Source organism: Kitasatospora sp. UYEF31, assembly GCF_057291755.1.
In genome coordinates this window covers 128,594-148,166 of record NZ_JBXAWK010000004.1, presented here as the reverse complement: position 1 = coordinate 148,166, position 19,573 = coordinate 128,594, and the positions used below count along the sequence as shown (strand labels likewise).

Below are 19,573 nucleotides of genomic sequence, written 5' to 3'. Positions count from 1 at the left end.
CGCGTGTACTTCCGGTGCGCGTTTTCAGCCAGTTGAACACACGGGAATCCTGGTCTGCGCAGCGGGAACTCCCGTACGCGGTCACGACTCCGGCCGGCCTGGAACCCCGGGGCACTGGGCCTGGGCCCACGCGTGGTATCCGGGGGCCCGGTCGGTCATGATGCCGTCCACCCCCGCCGCGCGGAGTTCCACCCAGCGGACCGGGTCGTCGACGGTCCAGGTCCACACGGTCAAGCCGGCGCGGTGCCAGGCGCTGACGCGTTCCGCGGTGACCTGGTCGTCGCTGATGTTGAGGATGCGACTGTGCTTCCGCACGTCGGGGAGGAGCGCCGCCTCGTAGGCCAGGAACGCGGAGACCGTCTTCGGGGACCGGGCTGCGAGGGCGTCGGCGGTCGCCGGGTCGGTCAGCTGGACGACGACACTGCCGCTCATCCCGGCGGCGTCCGCCACAGTCAGGATTCCGGCCAGCCGCCGGTGGTCCGGCGTGACCTTGACGTCGAGGACGACTGCGGCCCCGTAGCGGCGTCCGGTGTCGAGCACCTCACGCAGGGTCGGCACGGGATGGCCGTCGCGGGCCCGCAGGGCGCGGAACTGCTCCAGCGTCAACTGGTCGACCGCGCCCGTGCCGTCGGTGGTGCGGTCCACCGTGGCGTCGTGGAGGATCACCGGTTCGCCGTCCCTGGTCCACCGTACGTCCGTCTCCCAAGTGCGGACACCGGCGTCCGCGGCGGCGGCGAACGCCCGCAGGCTGTTCTCCGGGAGGCCGGACGCGGGGCCGCCGCGGTGGGCGATGCCCAGCGGGGCCCGGCAGACCGGAAGGGCGGGCCGGTCCTGGCCCCCGCCGTCCACCCGCGCCGGTCCGCCGGCCGGCGGCTTGTCGGAGACGACCGTGGTGTGACCGTCCGCGACGCCGCACGCCGTCACACCGAACAGCGCGGCGACAAAGGTGATCAAGAGGGGGTTACGCACATGACGCAGGGTAAACGGTCGGCGGCCCCGCCGGTGGGACACCCGGGGCCCGCGGGGCGCGCGCAGCGGCCACGCCTGCCGCTCACGGTGCCGCGGTCGCGCCGCCGCGGAAGGCCGGGTTGTCGCGTTCGGCCGCCGCGCGCTTGCGCTTTCCGTACGCGACGGTCCAGAAGACCAGCGCTGCGGTGAACACGTACGGGAGGAAGCTGTTGACGCCCTGGGCCGTATCGGTGGACGTCGTGTAGACGATGACGATCCGGAGCGCGGCCTCAGCGAGGAAGACGGCGGCCCACACGACGGTCAGGAACCGCTGGCTGTTGCGGAAACCTTCGTACTGCCACATGCCGTTCCACTCGGCGACCCGTTCGGGGGTGCCGTCGGTGGCGAACTTCCGGCCGAGGTGGAACATCAGCGGACGCTCCATCAGGAGCGATGCCAGCAGGATGACTCCGAACAGCCCGGTGATCAGCGAGTCCTTGACGAGCAGCATCTTCTCACTGTGGAAGATGAGCCCGCCGGCGACGCCGAGCAGCATGAAGAACAGGGTCATGATGCCGAACTCGTCCAGGCGGCGGTTCAGCGCGTAGTAGACGATCAGGTCGACGACCGGCCACAGGGAGATCAGCAGGAGTGCGTTGACCGAGCTCACGCCGTGGTCTTTGAGGACGTTGTACGTGATGATCGGCAGGAGGATGTTGAACAGGATCGTCGGGCCCCAGCCGAGGAGGAAGGCCGCCAGGGGGCTGCGCGCGGGCGCGGCCGGGCCGGCGGGTCCGCCAGGTCTGGCCGGGCCGACGGGCTCCACGGGCTCCACGGGTTCGGCGGGTTCGGCGGGGGTCTGTGGCTCGGTCATCGCATTTCCCCCATGGGCAGGTGCCTGCGTGACCGGCGCCTTGTCGGCGCTCCAACGGTGCGGGCGACGAGATGCTCCCATGGGGCTTTGCCCTTTTGCCTGCGCTTAGGGAAACAGAGAGCTGACCTTGGAATTCCTGACCTGACGCTCAGTCATGCGGCGATCGAGCGGGAGAGTCCACCGTCGATTCTGACGCCCTGTCCGGTGATGTACGCGGCGTCTTCGGACAGCAGGAAGCGGGCCAGCTTGGCGACTTCGGCGACGGTGGCGTAGCGGCCGGCCGGGATCTGAGCCGTCGTCCGCTCGTCTGCGGGCCAGCTGTCGACGTAGCCAGGGAGGATCGCGTTCATGCGGATGCCCGCTGCCGCGTAACGGTCGGCGTACAGCTTCGTGAAGCTTGAAAGAGCGGCGCGCAGCGCGGAGTTGACGGGGATGAAGGCGACGGGTTCGCTCGCGGTGAACGAGGACAGGTTGACGATCGCACCGCGCCCGGCGCGCTCCATGTGGGGCGTGACCAGGCGGGCCAGGCGGACGACGCTGAGCAGCACCATGTCGAGCCCCGCGTGCCAGTCCTCGTCGCTGACGTCGAGCAGTTCGGGGCTGTTGGGCGCGTGGCCGCCGCCGTTGACGAGGGCGTCGACGCGGCCGTAGGTGTTCACTGCCGTGCCGACGAGACGGGCGAGGTCCGCGGGCTCGGTCAGGGAACCCTGGACGCCGGTGCCGCCGAGTTCGGCGGCCAGCTCGTGGACGCGGTCCGTACGGGCGAACAGGACGACGCGGTAGCCGGCGGCGGCCAGCTCGCGGGCGAAACCTTCACCGATGCCCTGGGTGGCGGCGGTGACGATGGCGACGGGCCGGGTGGCTGTGGGCCCGGTGACTGCGGGCCCGGTGACTGCGGGCTGGGTGACTGCGGGCTGGGTGACTGCGGGCTGGGTCACGAGGCTCTCCGGAGGAATCGTTTGACTGTACGAGATATATCGTACATTAGGTTCCCGGTGTTCCGGATCACGGAGAGGTTCGTACGATCTATCCCATGGCCAGCCTCCACCCCGACCGCGCGCAGCTCCTCCTTGAGGATGTGCTCGCCGCGCTGGGCAACCCCGTACGCCTGTCGATCCTGCGCGAACTCGCCTCCTCCGGGCAGGGGCGTACGTGCGGGAGCCTGCCGCTGGAGGTCACCAAGGCGACTGCGACGCACCACTGGCGGGTCCTGCGGGAGGCGGGGGTCACCCGGGAGGTGAAGGAAGGCCGCACCAAGACCGTCTCGCTGCGCCGGGAGGACCTGGAGGCGCGGTTCCCGGGACTGCTGGGGGCGGTGCTCGGGGCGCTCTGACGATCGGCGCGCGCGCCGGCGAAGCCCCGGGAGGCCCGGCCTCCCGGGGCTTTTCGCGTACGGTCCACTCCTTCGCCGCACCCGGCTGCCGGGCGTAACCGCCCAGTGTGGCGCCGCGTCGGGCCTGCTCGGAAAGTTGTTCAGTGGATCTCCGGTCACAGCATTCCGAGCGTGCCCGACGCGGGGGAGGCGCCGCCGGCGGAGCCCTACGTGCCGACCGCCAGGATCAGCTTCCCCGAGTTCGCCCCGGTGAACAGCCTGAGCAGGGTCTGCGGGAACGCGTCCACACCGCCGCCGACGATGTCCTCGCGGGAGGTCAGCCTGTCCTCGGCCATCCAGCCGGCCATCTCGGTGACGGCCGCGGCGTAGCGGTCGGCGTAGTCGAAGATGACAAAGCCCTCCATCCGGGCCCGGTTGACCAGGAGCGACATGTAGTTGGCGGGGGCGTGGAAGCCGGTGGTGCTGTTGTACTGCGAGATCGCTCCGCAGATGACCACCCGGGCCCGCGGGGCGAGCCGGGTCAGCGCGGCGTCGAGGATCTCGCCGCCGACGTTGTCGAAGTAGACGTCGACACCGTCCGGGCAGGCCTTGTACAGCGCCTTCTTGACGTCTTCGGCCTTGTAGTCGATGGCGGCGTCGTAGCCGAACTCTTCGACTAGCTGACGGCACTTGTACGCGCCGCCGGCGATGCCGACCGTACGACAGCCTTTGATCTTGGCGATCTGGCCGACGACGCTGCCGACCGCGCCCGCGGCGCCGGACACCAGGACGGTCTGGCCGGGTTGGGGATCGCCGACGTCGAGGAGGCCGAAGTAGGCGGTGAGGCCGGTGATGCCGAGCGCGCCGAGGTAGGTGGGCAGCGGGGCGGCGCCGGGATCGACCCTGGTGACACCGCGGCCGTCGGAGACGGCGTACTCCTGGACTCCGAAGGTCCCGTAGACGTGTGCGCCGACGGGGAACTCCGGATTCCGCGAGAGGGCGACCTCACCGACGGCCCCGGCCCGCATGACCTCGCCGATCTTCACCGGCGGGACGTACGAGCGCCCCTCGTTCATCCAGCCGCGCATGGCCGGGTCGAGGGAGATGTACTGGACCCTGACCAGGAACCCGCCGTCCTCAAGCTCCGGGACCTCAGCGGTGTGGTGCTCCCAGTCACTGTCCTCGGGCAGGCCGACGGGGCGGGCGGCGAGGCGGATCTGACGGTTGTTCATACGGCGCTCCGGTGTGTGGTGAGCCAACGGCGGGGGTTGTCCACGAACATCTGCGTGAGCTGCTCCCCGGTGACCCCGCGCTTTTGCAGTTCGGGGACGACGTCGCGCCGGACGTGCAGGTAGTTCCAGTCCGGCAGGAGCGGCAGCAGATCCGGGTCGATCCAGTCGATGTGGCACGAGGCGTCCTGGGACAGCACCATGCTGCCCGCGTAACCCCGCGCGCACATCAGGGCGACGATCCCCACCCGGGCCTCGAAGGACATGTCGAGTCCGAGTCCGAAGCGGTCCATGCCGAGCAGGAAACCCCGGTCGGCGAGTTCCGTCAGGTAGCCGGCGTCGGTGGTGTCGCCGCAGTGGGCGAACTGGACGTACCGCGGCTCGACGCCCTCCTCGGCCAGGACACGGGCGGCGTCCAGGCCACTGCGCGAACCCGGGTGGGTGTGGGCCATGACGGGGACGCCGGTCTCGACGTGGGTCCTGCCGACCGCGCGGAGCACCCGTTCCACACCCTTGGTCAGGCCGTGGTGGTCGATGGCGCACTTGAGGAAGGCTGCTTTGACACCAGTGCCCTGGATGCCCTCGCGGATGTCCCGGACGAACAGTTCCACCATCGGGTCCGGCAGTTCCGGGTCGACGCCCGGACCGCGGTGGGCGAAGAAGAACGGGACGTCGGAGTACGTGTAGACCCCGGTGGCGGCGACGATGTTGAAACCGGGCACCTGGTCGAGGATGCGGGCGATGCGCCTGATGTCGCGGCCGAGCCCGTCGACGGTGGGGTCGCAGACCGTCTGGACGCCGCTGTCCCGGAGTTCGGTCAGTTTATCGACAGCCAGGGCGACCATGGCCTCCTCGTCCCAGTCCCCCCGTGCCCACTGGGCGTGACTGTCTGCGGAAAGGACGAACACGTGCTCGTGCGCGAGGGTGACACCGAGGTCGGCGGCGGCCACCGGGCCGCGGACCGTGTCGACAAAGTGATGACTGACGGAGGTCGCCGGGGTGGGTGGCGGTGGGGTGGGTGGTGACGGAGTGGCGGCCCGGGGGTCGGATCCGCTCATGACGAACGCAGCTCCTTCTTCAGGATCTTGCCGGTCGGCCCCTTCGGGAGTCCGTCGACGATGCGGATGACCCTGGGGTACTTGTACGCCGCCATCCGCTCCTTGCAGAACGCCTTCAGCTCGTCCTCCGTGACCTGCTGACCCGCCTTCAGGGAGATGACGGCGACGATCTCCTCGCCCATCCGCTCGTCCGACTGCCCGATGACCGCGGCCTCGGCGACGGCCGGGTGCGTGTACAGCACCTCTTCGACCTCGCGCGGGTAGACGTTGTAGCCGCCGCGGATGACGAGGTCCTTCTTGCGGTCGACGATGAAGAGGTAGCCGTCCTTGTCGACGTAGCCGAGGTCGCCGGTGTGGAACCAACCGTTGCGGAAGGCCTCGGCGGTCTCCTCGGGACGGTTGTGGTAGCGCGGGATGATGTCGTGGCCGCGCAGCAGGACTTCGCCGATGTGGTCCTCGCCGGGCGGCAGCGGGCGGTCGTCGAGGTCGCCGATGCGCAGCTCGACGCCCCAGACGGGCTTGCCGGAGGACAGGATCCGGCGGTGCTCCGGAGTGCTCATGGTGGCCGCGCTGGCCGACTCGGACAGGCCGTAGCCCTCCAGTACGGGAATCTCGTACATCGCCTCGAAGGCGCGGAGCGTCTCGGCCGGCATCGGGGCGCCGCCGGTGTTGGCGGACCGCAGGCAGGACAGGTCCCTGTCCCCCGGGCCTTCGGCGATCAGTGCCTGGAACATGGTCGGGACGCCGGAGATGAGGGTGACCCGGTCGGCGGCGATCTGGTCGAGCACGGGGCCCGCTTCGAAGCGCGGGGCCAGGGAGATGGTGCCGCCGAAGCGGATTGCGATGTTGAGCACGCTGGACTGCCCGAAGACGTGGAAGAACGGCAGTGCGCCCAGGCAGATGTCGTCCTCCTGCACGCCGAACGTCTTGCCTGCGACGTCGGCGTTCATGAACAGCTGGAAGTGGGTCAGTTCGGCGCCCTTGGGGCGGCCCGTGGTGCCCGAGGTGTAGAGCAGTACGGCGACGTCGTCGGAGCCGGTCGGCTCGATGTCACCGCGGGGGCCGTCGGGGGCGTACGGGTCGCCCGGGGCGGGGTCCGTCAGAAGGTCTTCGAAGGGCGCCGTGCCGTCCGGCACGGGGCCGCCGAACAGGGTCGCGATGTAGAGCGGGATACCGGACGGGGCGACCCCGCCGAGGGCGTCGGCGGCGAACATCTCGAAGGCGATGAGCAGTTTCGCGTCCGCGTCGGCGAGGTGGTATTCGATCTCCGCGGCCTTGAGCAGCGGGTTGAGCGGCAGCACCGTGGCACCGGCTTTGAGCGTGCCGTAGTACGCGATGACGAACTGCGGCAGGTTCGGCAGCGACATGGCCACCACGTCGCCCTTGCCGTACCCGGCGGCGCGCAGTCCGTGCGCGAACCTGGTCGACTCCTCGTCGATCTGCCGGAACGTCATGTCGTTGCCGAGGAACTTCAGGCAGGCCTTGTCGGGGTGGGAGTTGCGCGACTCCCGCAGGATGGTCGCCAGGTTGAAGCTCATGGGTGGTGTCTCTCCTCGCTACTGCCGTCGGGTGGGCGTCAACGGGTGGTGCGGGTGGTACACACGTGCGGGGTTTTTCGAGGTGCTTTTGTACGGGTTCGCTGCCCCGTGCGGGGTGGCACGGGGCGAGGGTGCGGGTGGGTGGGTGGGTGGGTGGGTGGGTGGGTGGGTGGGTGGGTGGGTGGGTGGGTGGGTGGGTGGGTGGCCGGAGCCGGGCGGACGGGAGTTGGGCGGACGGGAGTTGGGCGGACGGGAGTTGGGCGGACGGGAGTTGGGCGGACGGGAGTTGGGCGGACGGGAGTTGGGCGGGCGGGAGTTGGGCGGGCGGGCCCCGGGCCGGCACGCACGGGGCCCGGAGACCCGCGGGGTCAGCCGGCCGCGTCGATCTGCGCCTGTAGCCCGCGCATCCCGCGCAGCCACCGGTCGCTGTCCGCGGCCCGCCCGGCGTACATCCCGGCGACGCCGGGGTGCGGCAGGATCAGGAACTGCCCCGTACCCAGCGCCTTGACGACCGCGTCGGCGACCTCCGCCGGTTCGATCAGCGTGGGCTTGATCAGGAGGTTGGTGGCCGCGTCGTCGTTCGCGGCCATCGCTGTGCGCACCCCCAGCGGGCAGATCGCCTGCACGGTGATCCCGCGGTCCCCGTACGTCATCGACAGCCACTCGGCGAAGGAGAGCGTCGCGTGCTTGGTGACGGAGTACGAGGCGGAACCGAGCATGCTGAGCAGCCCGGCGGCCGAAACGGTCGACACGAAGTGGCCGTGGCCGCGGGCGAGCCAGGGCCCGGTGAGTTCACGCGCGGCGCGGACGTGGGCCATGACGTTGACCTGCCAGGAGCGCTCCCAGTCGTCGTCGCCCGTCTGTTCGCTGCACTGGGTGACGATGCCGGCGTTGGCGAAGAAGATGTCGATCTCGGAGTCGAGTGACCTGCGGGCCCGGTTGATGAGCGCGGCCACCCCCTCGGGTGACGCGGCGTCACCTGCGACGGCGGCGGCCACTCCCCCGGCCGCCATGATCTCGGCGGTGACGGAGTGGCACGCGTCGGAGTCGATGTCGTTGACCATGACCCGGGCGCCCTCGGCGGCGAACCGCAGGGCCAGCGCGCGGCCGATGCCGTTGCCGGCTCCGGTGACGACCACTCCCGCGCCTGACAGTTCGGTCATCGGAGGCCTCCAGTCGCCCGCGCCGGCGTCAGTCCCGTGGTGACGGTCTCCTGTCGCACCGGCGTCAGTCCCGTGGTGACCGGCCCGTACAGGCTCACCCGCGCAGTCATCACACTCCTCCGGCGAGGGTGAGGCCGCCGTCGAGTACGACGGTCTGGCCGGTGATCCAGGACGCCTGGTCGGACAGCAGGAAGGCGACCGCGTCAGCGATGTCCGCGGGGACGCCGATGCGCTTCATCGGGTACATCGCCGCGACCGCGTCCTCGTGCCCTTCGAACAGGGCGGTGGCGAACTTGGTGCGGACGACCGCGGGTGCGACCGCGTTGACCCGGACGCCCGGAGCGAGTTCGACGGCGAGCTGCCCGGTGAGGTGGATCAGCGCGGCCTTGGAGGTGCCGTAGAAGCCGATGCCGACGGCGGGCCGGATCCCGGCCACGGAGGCGACGTTCACGATCGCGCCGCCGTGCTCCTTCATCCACGCACGGTAGGTCTTCTGCGACCACGCGAGTGCCGCGAGGACGTTCACTTCCATGATCTTGGCGGCGGCGCCCGGTTCGAGCTCGATCAGCGGCCCGTACACCGGGTTGACGCCGGTGTTGTTGACCAGCATGTCGATCCGGCCGAAGGTGCTGAGCACCTGGGCGACGACCTCGTCCTGATGGGCCGGGTCGTGCGCCTTGCCGGCGATGCCGATCGCGTTGTCCGGGCCGCCGAGCTGCTCGACGGCCTCCTTCAGGGCGTCTTCGCCGCGGGCGGTGATGCAGACCTTGTCGCCACGTGCCACCAGGGCCTGGGCGATGCCGAGTCCGATGCCGCGGCTGGCGCCGGTGACGACGGCGACACGGGGGCCGGTACGGGGTGCTGAGCCGGGCTCCGTGCGGGGCTCCGTGCGGGATTCCGAAGTAGACATGGTGACCGGTCCTCAGCGGTAGTTCTTGAGTTCACGGAAGGCGAGCGAGCGGCGGTGCACCTCATCGGGACCGTCTGCCAGGCGCAGCGTGCGGGCGTGCGCCCACAGGGCGGCGAGCGGGAAGTCCTGGGAGACGCCGCCCGCGCCGTGGGCCTGGATCGCCTTGTCGAGGATCCATTCGACGGTCAGCGGCGCTGCGATCTTGATGGCCTGGATCTCGGTGTGCGCGCCCTTGTTGCCGACGGTGTCCATGAGCCACGCGGCTTTGAGGACGAGGAGCCGCAACTGCTCGATGCGGACCCGGGATTCGGCGATCCACTCCTGGACGACGCCCTGTTCGGCGAGGGGCTTGCCGAAGGGGGTTCGCAGCAGGGACCGGCGGCACATGAGTTCGAGGCCGCGTTCGGCCATGCCGATGAGGCGCATGCAGTGGTGGATGCGTCCGGGGCCGAGGCGGGCCTGGGCGATGGCGAAGCCTTCGCCTTCCCCGGCGATGATGTTGTCCGCGGGGACCCGGACGTCGGTGAAGGTGATCTCGGCGTGGCCGCCGTGGCTGCTGTCGTTGCTGCCGAAGACGTTCATGCCGCGCTTGATGTCGACGCCCGGGGTGTCGCGGGGGACGAGGATCATCGACTGGCGGCGGTGCCGTTCGGCCTCCGGGTCGGTCTGACCCATGACGATGAAGATCTCGCAGCCTTTGTACATCGCGCCGGAGGACCACCATTTGGTGCCGTTGACGACGTAGTCTTCACCGTCGCGTTTGATGCTCGTACGGATGTTCGTCGCGTCGGACGAGGCAACGTCGGGTTCGGTCATGCAGAAGGCGGAGCGGATCCCGCCGTCCAGGAGCGGCTTGAGCCAGCGTTCCTGCTGTCCGGGTGAACCGAACATGGACAGCACTTCCATGTTCCCGGTGTCCGGTGCGGAGCAGTTGAAGGACTCCGACGCCAGTTGGGGACTGCGGCCCATGATCTCAGCGAGCGGCGCGTACTGGAGGTTGGTCAGTCCGGCCCCGTGCCCGCCCGGCAGGCTGTGTGTCCTGGGAAGGAAAAGGTTCCACAGGCCGCGTTTCTTCGCCTCGGTCTTGAGCTCCTCAAGGACGGGGGCGCGGTCCCACGGGTCGGCCAGGGCTTCGACCTGTTCGTGGAAGACCTGTTCGGCCGGGTAGACCAGTTCGTCCATGAACGCCTGCACTGCGGTGCGGAGTTCTTCCGTACGTGCGTCGTATGCGAAGTCCATGAGTCCCCTTGAGATCTCTTGAGTCCCCGTGTCCGGGTGCCGGCTCTTGAGTGGGCGTCAGTTCCGGCGCGGGCGCCAGTGCCTGAGTGAGCGTCAGCCTTGAGTGAGTGTCAGCCCTTGAGTGAGTGTCAGCCCTTGAGTACGGCCAGGCCCGACGCGGCCAGCCGCGGTACGACCTCGCCGATGTGGTCGAAGCCCTCCCCGACCGTCTTGCCCTGCAGGTAGCGGAAGTGGATGCCTTCGAGGATCACCGCGAGCTTGAAGTAGCCGAAGGCCTCGTACCAGGGCAGCGGGGTCAGGTCGAGGCCGCTGCGGGCGGCGTAGCGGCCGAGGAGGTCGTCGAGCGTCGGGAAGCCGTTCTCCGGGGTGATCCCCGAGGCGACGATGGTCCCCGTCCCCGCGGCGGAGGTCCAGTAGACGGAGAACAGGCCGACGTCCGCGAGAGGGTCGCCGAGGGTGGCCATCTCCCAGTCGAGGACGGCGGCGATGGTGCCGTCGGCGGAGATCATGGTGTTGTCGAGGCGGTAGTCGCCGTGCACGACTCCGGTCCGCTGGGTGGTCGGCACGGTGTCGACGATGCGGCTGAACAGCACTTCGACGTCGGGCAGTTCGCGACTGCGGGAACCTTCGAGCTGCTTGCGCCAGCGGGCGACCTGCCGATCCAGGTAGCCGGCGGGGCGGCCGAAGTCGGCGAGGCCGACGCTTTCCGGGTCCACGGCGTGGAGGTCGCCCAGGGTTTCGATCAATCCGTACGAGACGGTTTTCGCCTTCTCTGGCCCGAGCGAGGCGGACTGCTCCCCGGTGCGGTAGACCGTGCCGTCGACCTTCTCCATGAGGTAGAAGGGCGCGCCGGTCACACCGGTGTCCGGGCAGTGCAGGTAGGTGCGCGGGACGGGGACCTCCGTCGGCCCGAGTGCGCTGATGACGCGGTACTCGCGACCCATGTCGTGCGCGGTGGCCTGGACGTGGCCGAGCGGGGGACGGCGCAGGACCCACTCGGACGCCCCGTCGGTGACCGTGTAGGTGAGGTTGGACCGACCGCCGGGAATGAGCTCGGCGGTCAGTTTCCCTGCCGTGAGACCGGGGTGCTCGCGGGTCAGGTAATCGCCGAGCGCGGCGGTGTCCAGCCCCTGTGGATCGCGGTTCACCATGTGTCTCCCTGGCATGCTCCCGTGGCGGTCGCGCTCAACATACCGACCGGTCGGAATGTTCGCTAGGGTCAGGATTGGACCAACCCGGTGATTGCGTACGGAGGACTCATTGGCCAGACGCCCCCGCGGGGAGCCGGACGAGTCGCTGCCCCAGCGTCTGCTGGCCACGGCGTCCCGGCTATTCGCCGAACGCGGCTTCGCGGGCACGTCGGTGCAGCAGATCGTGGACGCCGCCGGGGTCACCAAGGGCGGCCTTTACCACTACTTCGCGTCCAAGGACGATCTGCTGTACGAGATCTACCACCGGATGCTGGCCATGCAGACTGAGCGCCTGGAGGCGGTCGCCGCGCTGGAGGGCCCGGTGGACGCGCGGCTGCGGGAGGCCGCCGCGGACGTGGTGGTGACGACCTTGCAGAACCAGCACGACGCGGTGGTGTTCTTCCGCTCCGCGCACCTGCTCGGGGCGGAGAAGCAGGCGGAGGTGCGGGCCGAACGGCGGCGGTACCACGAGCGGTTCCGGAGCCTGATCGAAGAAGGGCAGAAGGCCGGGGTGTTCCGCACGGACGTGTCGGCGGACCTGGCGGTGCACAACTACTTCGGCGGGGTCCACCATCTGGACAGCTGGTACGACCCGGCGGGCGCGCTGACGCCGCGCGCGGTGGGGGACGCGTTCGCGGATCTGCTGATGCGGGCGCTGGCGGCGTGACGGCCTGTCGGCCTGCCTGCCTGTCTGTCTGCCCGTCGGGTGGAGCGGCCAGGTGGCTGACCGGACGGCGGGTGGCCGACCGGCCGGGCGACTGACCGGCCGCCAATTGCCGGAAATCAGCGTTACCGGTTCGTGACCCTAGCCGTTGTTAACTTCTGAGGCTGGAGAAGTTACCGTCCAGTCACCCAAGTTACCGTCCAGTTGCTTGGGCGTCACCGCACCCACCCCGCACTCCTCCGCACCAAGGAGTCCTGCTGTCATGCCCTCCACAGCTTCCCGCCCCAGACGCGCACTCGTCGGGTTCGCGCTGACCGCCGCACTCATCGGACCGACCGTCGCCATCCCGGCCGCCGCCGCCGCCGCTGCGGCTCCGGCCGCGGCAGCCCAGTCCGCAGCCGCCCCGTCCTTCCGGTTCACCGACATCCAGGTGGCCGACGGAGTCAAGCTCCGGGCCAACATCTTCACCCCGGCCGGTGCGGACGCCGCGCACCCCGCACCGCTGATCGTGCTGCCGGCCAGCTGGTCGATGCCGCAGATCGAGTACATCGTCCCGGCGAAGAAGCTGGCCGACGCCGGTTACACCGTCGTGGAGTACACCCCGCGCGGCTTCTGGTTGTCCGGTGGGGAGATCGGCACCGCCGGACCCGACGACCAGGCCGATGTGTCCAAGGTGATCGACTGGGCGCTGGCCAACGCCCCGGCCGACAAGGACAGGGTCGGCCTGGCCGGGATCTCGTACGGGGCAGGCCTCGGCCTGCTGGCCGCCGGACGCGATCCGCGGATCAAGGCGGTCGCGGCGATGAGTGGCTGGGCCGACATGGTGGGCTCGCTGTACTCCGGGGACACCCAGCACAGCTCGGCGGTGGGCATACTCAACCTGCTGGCCCAGCTGACCGGGCGGCCCAGCGCGGAGATGAAGCGGATCCTCGACGACTTCGCCGCAGGCCGGAACATCGACCAGTTGATCGCCTGGGGCAAGCAGCGCTCGGCCGTCACCTACGTCGACCAGATCAACAGGAACGGTACGGCCGTCCTGCTGGCGAACGCCTGGGGCGACAGCATCTTCGGGCCGAACCAGCTCATCGACTTCTACGGGAAGCTGACCGGCCCCAAGCGGCTTGAGCTCCGCCCGGGCGACCACGCCACCGCCGAGGGCCTGGGCCTGGCCGGCATCCCCAACGACGTGTGGGACAGCGCGGGCAAGTGGCTGGACCACTACCTGAAGGGCACCGACAACGGCGTCGAGCGTGAGCAGCCGGTGAAGCTGCAGACCCGGGTGAGCGGTGTGTACGAGGGTTACAAGGACTGGTCGGACGTCACCGGTTCGTCGATGAAGTTGCAGCTCGGCCGCAAGGACTGGCTCGGCACCGGCGGCCTCGCGCCGAACGACCCCGCGGGCTGGTCCACCACGATCGGCACCGGCTGGAACTCCGGCGCGGACGCCGGGACGCCGTTCCTCAACAACCTGGTCGAGCAGTTCCTCAGGGTGCCGCCGCTGGCCTCGCTGCCGCTGGTGTCGCGCAGCACCGGCGCAGTGTGGATGACGGGCCGGCAGCCGCAGGCCCGCCAGGTGCGCGGGACCGCCAAGCTTCACACCCAGGTGACCCCGGGCCAGGCGGATGGGACCTTCTTCACCTACTTGTACGACGTCGACGCGCTGGGTGTCGGACGACTGATCTCGCACGCCCCGTACAGCTTCGCCGGGAAGACCCCGGGGCAGCCGTTCACCGCCGACGTGGACCTGTTCGCCACCTCGTACGACGTCCCCGCCGGGCACCGGATCGCGCTGGTCGCCGACGCCGCGGACCCGATGTACACGGAGCACAACCCGGACGGGGCACGGATCACCTTCGGGTCGCCGCAGGGTGACCCTTCATGGGTGTCGGTGCCGCTGCGCTGAGGTTTCCGGGCCTGGTCCGGTACGGCTCGCCAGGGCCTCTGTCGTGGCTCTGTCGTGGCTCTGTCGTGGCTCTGTCGTGGCTCTGTCGTGGATCCTCCGGGGACCCGCCGGTGGCCCCGTGCCTGCGGGCACGGGGCCCCGGCGCCCGTCCGGACTGCGCCGGACGAGTGAATGGCGGACAGGGATTGCAGGCACGTTTCGCCAGTCGAGCACAAGTGCGACGGGCCCGCGGACCCGTACGGCGGCGTCCCGTGCGGTGATCGGCGCCGGGGCCCCCTCTGGCAGACTGGGGCCATGGGGGCTGTCCCGACCCGCGAGTCGACCGAAGAACTCAGGCCGCACCCGTCACAGTCGGTGACGGGGGAATCCGCCGTCCACGGACGGTCGGGAGCGTCCGCTCTGAGGTCTGTCCCCGCCCGGGTCCGGCGCCACCTGGCGACACCGCGCCGCCCCCGGCTGATCATCGAGATCGCCCTGATCGCGATCAGTTACATCGTCTACGGGCAGATCCGCAACGCGGTCCCGGACCACGAATCACAGGCGATGCGGCACGCGCACCAGATCCTCGACATGGAGCGCTTCCTGCGCATCGACGTCGAGCACGCGGTCAACCACGCGGTCGACAGTGTGACGTGGCTGATCGTCGGCATGAACTACTACTACGCCACGCTGCACTTCGTCATCACCATCGGTGTGCTGGTGTGGATGTACCGCTGGCACCCGGGCCGCTACCGGGCCTTCCGGACCGTCCTGTTCGTCACCACGGGCATCGCCCTGGTGGGGTTCTTCTTCTACGCCCTGGCCCCGCCCCGGCTGTTGCCGGGCGGTGACTACATCGACACGGTCCTGGTGCACCACACATGGGGTTCGCTGGCGTCGGGCGACCTGAAGCAGGTGTCGAACCAGTACGCGGCGATGCCGTCGATGCACATCGGCTGGTCCACGTGGTGCGGGGCGACCATCTTCCTGCTTGCCGGGAACACGTGGGCCCGCGCCGCCGGCCTGGTCTACCCGGTGTGCACGCTCGTCGTGATCGTGGCCACCGGCAACCACTTCGTCCTGGACGCCGTCGGCGGGCTGCTCGCACTGGCGTTCGGGTTCGCCGTACAAAGGCTCCTCAGCGGTCGCGCCGCGCGCAGTTTCACCCGCTATCCGGCGGGTGACCCGCGGGCGGGCGGGCCGGCGGCCGGACCCGTGGGACCCGTGGGACCCGTGGGACCCGCGCCGCAGGAAGCTCAGCCCGTCTCCTCGTCCTCGCCGTAGAACACCCGCAGGACGACCGCACGGGCGTGCCGGGTGATCCGCCGGTAGTCCTCGACGACGGTGCCGGTGCCGCCCTCCTGGTATCCGTGGACGTGCACCGCCTCCGGCCGGTAGCCCAGGAGTCTGGCCACCCCCGCCAGCTCGCGCGCGTCGGCGGGGAAGCTGTCCGCGGCGCGACCCCGGACGAGCATCACCGCGTTGCGGACCCGGGTGGCCTCGACCCACGCGTCGTCCAGGACCTTGGCGTCGGCGGGGTCCAGGAGCCCGGCCCCGGCCGCCGCCCGTAGGGTCTGCCGGGTGCCCGTCGTACGGAGCCCGGGGACCTCGTGGGCGTGCCGCAGTTGCAGCAGCTGGGCGGCCCATTCGACGTCGGCGAGCCCGCCGCGGCCGAACTTGGTGTGCGTGGTCGGGTCGGCCCCGCGCGGCAGTCGCTCGGTCTCGATGCGGGCCTTCATGCGGCGGATCTCCCGTACCTGGTCCTCGGTCAGGCCCCCGGCCGGGTAGCGCAGCGGATCGATCATCGCGATGAACCGCTCCCCCAGGTCCGGGTCGCCCGCCACAGGGCCGGCCCGGAGCAGTGCCTGGGCCTCCCACAGCTTGGACCAGCGGGCGTAGTAGGCCTGGTAGGCGACCAGTGAGCGCACCAGCGGCCCCTGCTTGCCCTCCGGGCGCAGGTCGGCGTCGACCAGGAGCGGCGGGTCGGTGCCGGGGAGCTGGAGCAGTCGTTTGACCTCGTACGCGACCGCGGTGGCGGCCTTGGCTGCGACCTGCTCGTCGGTGCCGGGGAGGGGGTCGTGGACGAACAGCACGTCGGCGTCGGAGCCGTAGCCGGTCTCCCGGCCGCCGAAGCGGCCCATCGCGATGACCGCGATCCGGGTCGGCAGCCGTCCGCCCCTGGCCCGCTCCTCCCCGTCCACGGCGGCCCGGAGCGCCCCGCCGAGGGTGGCTGCGGTGACGTCGCTCAGGGCGGTGCCCACCTGGTCGACTTCAAGCCGGCCCAGGACGTCGGCGGCGGCGATCCGGAACATCTCCCGGCGGCGGATGCTGCGTGCGGTCTGGACGGCCCCGGTGGTCTCGGCGGCCCGCCCGGTGCTGGCCTGGACCTCCCGCTCCAGGGCGACCCGGGTGCGCGGCACGAGGCCGTCGGCGTCGCCGAGCATCGCGGTGGCCTCGGGTGCGCGCAGCAGCAGGTCGACGGCGAGCCGCCCGGAGGCCAGTACCCGGGCCATGTCCTCGGCGGCGGCTCCGCTGGTGCCCGCGCCCGAGTCGCGGAGCAGCCGGAGGTACCAGTGGGTGGTGCCCAGCGCGTCGGAGACCTGACGGAAGGCCAGGAGTCCGGCGTCCGGGTTCGCGGAGTCGGCGAACCAGCCGAGCATCACCGGCAGGAGGGTGCGCTGGATGGCGGCGCGGCGGCTGACCCCCGTGGTGAGTGCCTGGAGGTGCCGCAGGGCCCCGGCCGGGTCCGCGTAGCCGAGGGCTTTGAGCCGGGAGCCGGCGGCTTCCGGGGTGAGGCGCACCTGGTCGGGTGCGAGGCGGGCGACGGCGTCCAGGAGCGGCCGGTAGAAGAGCTTTTCGTGCAGGCGGCGGACGCCGGTGGAGGTGCGCTTCCAGGCTGCTTCGAGTTCGCCGACCGGGTCGGTGCGCAGGCCGAGTGAGCGGCCCAGTCGGCGCAGGTCGGCGGGGTCGCGGGGCAGCAGGTGGGTGCGGCGCAGGCGGTAGAGCTGGACGCGGTGTTCGAGGCTGCGCAGGAAGCGGTACGCCGTGTCGAGTGATTCCCCGTCACCGCGGCCGATGTAGCCGCCGGCGGACAGTGCGGCCAGGGCGTCCCAGGTGGAGGACGTGCGCAGGGTGGGGTCGGTGCGGCCGTGCACGAGCTGGAGCAGCTGGACGGCGAATTCGATGTCGCGCAGGCCGCCGGGGCCGAGTTTGAGCTCGCGGTCGACTTCGGCGTGCGGGATGGATTCGACCACACGGCGGCGCATGGCCTGGACGTCGCTGACGAAGTTGTCGCGGGCGGCGGCGGACCACACCATCGGTGACAGCTGGCCGACGTAGCGGTTGCCGAGGTCGCGGTCGCCGGCGACGGGGCGGGCTTTGAGCAGCGCCTGGAACTCCCAGGTCTTCGCCCACCGTTCGTAGTAGGCGACGTGGCTGGGGAGGGTCCGTACGAGGGGCCCGTTGCGGCCCTCGGGGCGCAGGTTGGCGTCGACTGGCCAGATGGCGCCTTCGACTGTGGTGTCCGAGCAGGCGCGCATGAGTGCGGCGGCCAGCTTGGTGGCGGACCGTACGGCCTCGTCTTCATCGGCCCCGGGCGCGGGTTCGGCGACGAAGACGACGTCGACGTCGGAGATGTAGTTGAGTTCGCGTCCGCCGCACTTGCCCATGCCGATCACCGCGAGACGGCTGCGTGCGGCGTCCTCGGGCTGTTCGCGGGTGATGAAGCCGAGGGCCGCGTCGAGGGTGGCCCCGGCCAGGTCGGCGATCTCGCGGGAGACCTGGACGACGTCGCTGGTGCCGCAGATGTCGCGGGCCGCGATGGCCAGGAGGCAGCGCCGGTAGGCCGTGCGCAGGGCGTTGCGGGCGGGTTCGCCGGTGAGTCCGTCGAGTGCCTGGTCGAGTACGCGCCGGAAGTAGGCCGTGTCCGGGTGGGTGTCGGCGACTTCGTAAGTGACCAGGATGTGCCAGTCGGCGGGGTGCCTGGCCAGGTGGTCGCCCAGTGCGGCGCTGACGCCGAGGACACCCAGGAGCCGGTCGCGCAGTGGTTTGGCCGAGGTGAGCGTGTTCAGCAGTACGGCGCGGTCGGGCGCGGCCTCGGCCAGGCGCAGCAGGCCGAGCAGCGCCAGGTCGGGGTCGGCGGTGGCGGCGAGGGCTTCGAGGAGCACCGAGTCCGCGGCGGCCCCGTCGAACGCGGGGTCGCGGAGTCTGGCGGCGGCGGTGGCCGAGTCGGTGAAACCGAGGCGGGCCAGCCTGGCGGTGTCGCCGGCGCCCGGGACGAACAGGTCTCCGGGTGTCGGCGGTCGCCTGGGGGTCTGCGGTGTGCTGGGGGTCTGCGGTGTGCTGGAGGTCTGCGGTGTGCTGGAGGTCTGCGGTGTGCTGGGTGTCTGTGGTGTACCAGGCGGCGGGGGTGTACTCGGCGTCTGCGGTGTACCAGGCGGCTGGGGTGTACTCGGTGTCTGCGGTGTCCCGGAACTCACGTGCCGAGACTAGCCGCCGGCCGCCCCGTGCCAAACACTTGTGCGCACTGGCAGGTGCGTGTTCCAGCGCGCGGGACGGCAATACCGGTGCGACTCCCGAGCCCCCCGGCCGCAGAGGCCGCACCGGCATCGCGTCACGGTGCCGTGTGGTGCCGGGTCCCCGGGGCCGTCCGTCCCACGGCCCGAAGGAATGTTCCGCACACCAATTTAGCCATACGCCACCGTACGGAACGTGACCCTACGTTAGCGTAGGTCACATGCGCAATGGAGTTCCCTCAACTTCCCCGGACGGCACCCCGTCCACCCCGGACACCGGCACCGGGGCCGACCGCCCCACCCGGGCGGGCCGCCGTACGCTCTCCCGGGACGACTGGGCCGAAGCGGCCCTGGAGGCGATGCGTGCCAAGGGGCTCGTCGGCGTCGCCGTCGAACCCCTGGCTGAACGCCTCGGCACTACAAAGGGCAGTTTCTACTGGCACTTCAAGGACCGGGACGCCCTCATCCAGGCCGCCCTGGAACTGTGGCTCGCCGAGTCCGGACAGTTCATGGCGAAGGCCCAGGAGATCCCCGACCCGGTGGCCCGGGGCCGGTGGATCACCGAGTTCGCGTTCAAGTCCCCGGCGAGCGCCGACATCACCACCACACTGCTGCTCAACGCGCAACACCCGGTGGTCGGCCCGTTCCTGGAGCGGGTCACCCGGGAGCGGATCGACTTCGGCGCCCGGATGAACGAGGAGCAGGGCATGGCGCCCGTGCAGGCCAGACAGCAGGCCCTGGCCGCCTGGATGATGGTCGTCGGCATCGCCCTGGTCCGGCACGGGGCACCGCAGTTGCTGCCGTCGGGTGAGGAGCAGAACGTGTTCATGCAGTACGTCATGGACATGATGACGCCGCCGATGTCCAGAGAGAGTCCGTGAGACGGCGTGCGTGAGGCACCGTCCGTGAGACGGCGTGCGTGATGGTTCGTCAGGTTCCCGCCTGAATCAGTTCCGTGGTGGCACCTGAAGGGTCCGGTCCTGCCCGGGGCCGGTCCCTTCAAAGTCGTTTCGTACGGATCGCACCACGGTCGCCGCTGTCCCGCGCGGGGT

16 protein-coding genes are annotated in these 19,573 nt (G+C 70.5%); 5 read left to right on the top strand and 11 right to left on the bottom strand.

Annotated features, from left to right (window positions below; all coding sequences use genetic code 11):
- Nucleotides 1–81: 81 nt before the first annotated feature.
- From AC0Z36_RS03430 to AC0Z36_RS03420, 3 genes are all read right to left on the bottom strand, one after another.
- A complete protein-coding gene (locus tag AC0Z36_RS03430) occupies nucleotides 82–969 on the bottom strand; it encodes a glycerophosphodiester phosphodiesterase (protein WP_485461142.1) in 888 nt (295 codons plus the stop codon).
- An 82-nt stretch (nucleotides 970–1,051) separates the two neighbouring features.
- Nucleotides 1,052–1,822, bottom strand: a complete 771-nt coding sequence (locus AC0Z36_RS03425) for a VC0807 family protein (protein ID WP_485461141.1) — start codon at nucleotides 1,820–1,822, stop codon at nucleotides 1,052–1,054.
- A gap of 152 nt (nucleotides 1,823–1,974) precedes the next feature.
- Entirely contained in the window at nucleotides 1,975–2,760 is a 786-nt protein-coding gene (locus tag AC0Z36_RS03420; protein ID WP_485461140.1) for an SDR family oxidoreductase, read from the bottom strand.
- A 95-nt stretch (nucleotides 2,761–2,855) separates the two neighbouring features.
- On the opposite strand from AC0Z36_RS03420, the gene AC0Z36_RS03415 reads away from it, so the two are divergent.
- On the top strand, nucleotides 2,856–3,155 hold the full coding sequence (locus tag AC0Z36_RS03415; protein ID WP_485461139.1) for an ArsR/SmtB family transcription factor: 300 nt from the start codon (nucleotides 2,856–2,858) through the stop codon (nucleotides 3,153–3,155).
- 206 nt (nucleotides 3,156–3,361) lie between these two features.
- Here AC0Z36_RS03415 and AC0Z36_RS03410 read toward each other — a convergent pair whose 3' ends face one another.
- The 7 genes from AC0Z36_RS03410 to AC0Z36_RS03380 form a co-directional block, all read right to left on the bottom strand.
- Nucleotides 3,362–4,366, bottom strand: coding sequence for an NADP-dependent oxidoreductase (locus AC0Z36_RS03410; protein ID WP_485461138.1), 1,005 nt, complete (start codon nucleotides 4,364–4,366; stop codon nucleotides 3,362–3,364).
- Nucleotides 4,363–5,421 (bottom strand): phosphotriesterase family protein, encoded by a 1,059-nt coding sequence (locus AC0Z36_RS03405; RefSeq protein ID WP_485461137.1) that lies wholly within the window; start codon nucleotides 5,419–5,421, stop codon nucleotides 4,363–4,365. The genes AC0Z36_RS03410 and AC0Z36_RS03405 overlap by 4 nt, the downstream gene beginning before the upstream one ends.
- Nucleotides 5,418–6,959, bottom strand: a complete 1,542-nt coding sequence (locus AC0Z36_RS03400; protein WP_485461136.1) for a long-chain-fatty-acid--CoA ligase — start codon at nucleotides 6,957–6,959, stop codon at nucleotides 5,418–5,420. The genes AC0Z36_RS03405 and AC0Z36_RS03400 overlap by 4 nt, the downstream gene beginning before the upstream one ends.
- 368 nt (nucleotides 6,960–7,327) lie before the next feature.
- Complete coding sequence (locus tag AC0Z36_RS03395) at nucleotides 7,328–8,122, bottom strand: SDR family NAD(P)-dependent oxidoreductase (RefSeq protein ID WP_485461135.1); 795 nt, start codon at nucleotides 8,120–8,122, stop codon at nucleotides 7,328–7,330.
- 109 nt (nucleotides 8,123–8,231) lie between these two features.
- Complete coding sequence (locus AC0Z36_RS03390) at nucleotides 8,232–9,032, bottom strand: SDR family oxidoreductase (RefSeq protein WP_485461134.1); 801 nt, start codon at nucleotides 9,030–9,032, stop codon at nucleotides 8,232–8,234.
- 12 nt (nucleotides 9,033–9,044) lie between these two features.
- Nucleotides 9,045–10,271 (bottom strand): acyl-CoA dehydrogenase family protein, encoded by a 1,227-nt coding sequence (locus AC0Z36_RS03385; protein ID WP_485461133.1) that lies wholly within the window; start codon nucleotides 10,269–10,271, stop codon nucleotides 9,045–9,047.
- A gap of 128 nt (nucleotides 10,272–10,399) precedes the next feature.
- Nucleotides 10,400–11,422, bottom strand: coding sequence for a phosphotransferase family protein (locus tag AC0Z36_RS03380; RefSeq protein ID WP_485461132.1), 1,023 nt, complete (start codon nucleotides 11,420–11,422; stop codon nucleotides 10,400–10,402).
- Nucleotides 11,423–11,531: 109 nt separating this feature from the next.
- Between AC0Z36_RS03380 and AC0Z36_RS03375 the strand changes: the two genes are divergently transcribed.
- From AC0Z36_RS03375 to AC0Z36_RS03365, 3 genes are all read left to right on the top strand, one after another.
- Nucleotides 11,532–12,128 (top strand): TetR/AcrR family transcriptional regulator, encoded by a 597-nt coding sequence (locus AC0Z36_RS03375; protein ID WP_485461131.1) that lies wholly within the window; start codon nucleotides 11,532–11,534, stop codon nucleotides 12,126–12,128.
- 259 nt (nucleotides 12,129–12,387) lie between these two features.
- Nucleotides 12,388–14,028: a CocE/NonD family hydrolase gene (locus tag AC0Z36_RS03370; RefSeq protein ID WP_485461130.1), complete on the top strand. Its 1,641-nt coding sequence runs from the start codon at nucleotides 12,388–12,390 to the stop codon at nucleotides 14,026–14,028.
- A 294-nt stretch (nucleotides 14,029–14,322) separates the two neighbouring features.
- A complete protein-coding gene (locus AC0Z36_RS03365) occupies nucleotides 14,323–15,291 on the top strand; it encodes a phosphatase PAP2 family protein (RefSeq protein WP_485461129.1) in 969 nt (322 codons plus the stop codon).
- Here the strand turns inward: AC0Z36_RS03365 and AC0Z36_RS03360 are convergent.
- On the bottom strand, nucleotides 15,264–18,290 hold the full coding sequence (locus AC0Z36_RS03360) for a bifunctional [glutamine synthetase] adenylyltransferase/[glutamine synthetase]-adenylyl-L-tyrosine phosphorylase (RefSeq protein WP_485461178.1): 3,027 nt from the start codon (nucleotides 18,288–18,290) through the stop codon (nucleotides 15,264–15,266). The two genes, AC0Z36_RS03365 and AC0Z36_RS03360, sit on opposite strands and share 28 nt — an antisense overlap.
- A gap of 452 nt (nucleotides 18,291–18,742) precedes the next feature.
- Between AC0Z36_RS03360 and AC0Z36_RS03355 the strand changes: the two genes are divergently transcribed.
- On the top strand, nucleotides 18,743–19,402 hold the full coding sequence (locus tag AC0Z36_RS03355) for a TetR/AcrR family transcriptional regulator (RefSeq protein ID WP_485461128.1): 660 nt from the start codon (nucleotides 18,743–18,745) through the stop codon (nucleotides 19,400–19,402).
- Nucleotides 19,403–19,573 lie beyond the last annotated feature (171 nt).

Excerpts from the sequence above, each read along its gene's own strand:
- AC0Z36_RS03425 (WP_485461141.1), bottom strand. The coding sequence starts at position 1,822 with ATGACCGAGCCACAGACCCCCGCCGAACCCGCCGAACCCGTGGAGCCC.
- AC0Z36_RS03415 (WP_485461139.1), top strand. The coding sequence starts at position 2,856 with ATGGCCAGCCTCCACCCCGACCGCGCGCAGCTCCTCCTTGAGGATGTG.
- AC0Z36_RS03410 (WP_485461138.1), bottom strand. The coding sequence starts at position 4,366 with ATGAACAACCGTCAGATCCGCCTCGCCGCCCGCCCCGTCGGCCTGCCC.
- AC0Z36_RS03405 (WP_485461137.1), bottom strand. The coding sequence starts at position 5,421 with ATGAGCGGATCCGACCCCCGGGCCGCCACTCCGTCACCACCCACCCCA.
- AC0Z36_RS03400 (WP_485461136.1), bottom strand. The coding sequence starts at position 6,959 with ATGAGCTTCAACCTGGCGACCATCCTGCGGGAGTCGCGCAACTCCCAC.
- AC0Z36_RS03395 (WP_485461135.1), bottom strand. The coding sequence starts at position 8,122 with ATGACCGAACTGTCAGGCGCGGGAGTGGTCGTCACCGGAGCCGGCAAC.
- AC0Z36_RS03390 (WP_485461134.1), bottom strand. The coding sequence starts at position 9,032 with ATGTCTACTTCGGAATCCCGCACGGAGCCCCGCACGGAGCCCGGCTCA.
- AC0Z36_RS03385 (WP_485461133.1), bottom strand. The coding sequence starts at position 10,271 with ATGGACTTCGCATACGACGCACGTACGGAAGAACTCCGCACCGCAGTG.
- AC0Z36_RS03380 (WP_485461132.1), bottom strand. The coding sequence starts at position 11,422 with ATGGTGAACCGCGATCCACAGGGGCTGGACACCGCCGCGCTCGGCGAT.
- AC0Z36_RS03370 (WP_485461130.1), top strand. The coding sequence starts at position 12,388 with ATGCCCTCCACAGCTTCCCGCCCCAGACGCGCACTCGTCGGGTTCGCG.
- AC0Z36_RS03365 (WP_485461129.1), top strand. The coding sequence starts at position 14,323 with ATGGGGGCTGTCCCGACCCGCGAGTCGACCGAAGAACTCAGGCCGCAC.
- AC0Z36_RS03355 (WP_485461128.1), top strand. The coding sequence starts at position 18,743 with ATGCGCAATGGAGTTCCCTCAACTTCCCCGGACGGCACCCCGTCCACC.